A 325-nucleotide genomic window follows, 5' to 3' on the forward strand; every position below is an offset into this window, starting at 1 on the left:
AGACCTCCCTTGAGGGCCGTGGAAGACGACCACGTCGATAGGCCGGGGGTGCAAGCGCGGCGACGCGTTGAGCCGACCGGTACTAATCGCCCGATTGGCTTGATCGCTCTCGTGATCCGTGTCCGGATGTGACCGGCAGCCGCAAGGCTGGCGGGCACACGACACGGTTGCAGAAAGACCCGCAGCGATGACGCTGCCTGCTTGCCGAACCGGACACCCGCCGTCGCAGCACCCTGCGAAGGCCCGTCCGACAAAGAATTGCGATGCGCCGGTCTGGTGGCCTGAGCGGCGTGCCCAGAACCCGATCCCATCTCGAACTCGGCCG

The 325-nt window shown here is 66.5% G+C and carries 1 rRNA gene; it reads left to right on the top strand.

Features of this window, described 5'->3' with window-relative positions:
- A 23S ribosomal RNA gene (locus ACLBXO_RS31890) occupies nucleotides 1-107 on the top strand; the annotation flags it as partial.
- Between the last annotated feature and the right edge of the window lie 218 nt (nucleotides 108-325).

It is taken from the genome of Methylobacterium sp. C33D (assembly GCF_053345825.1).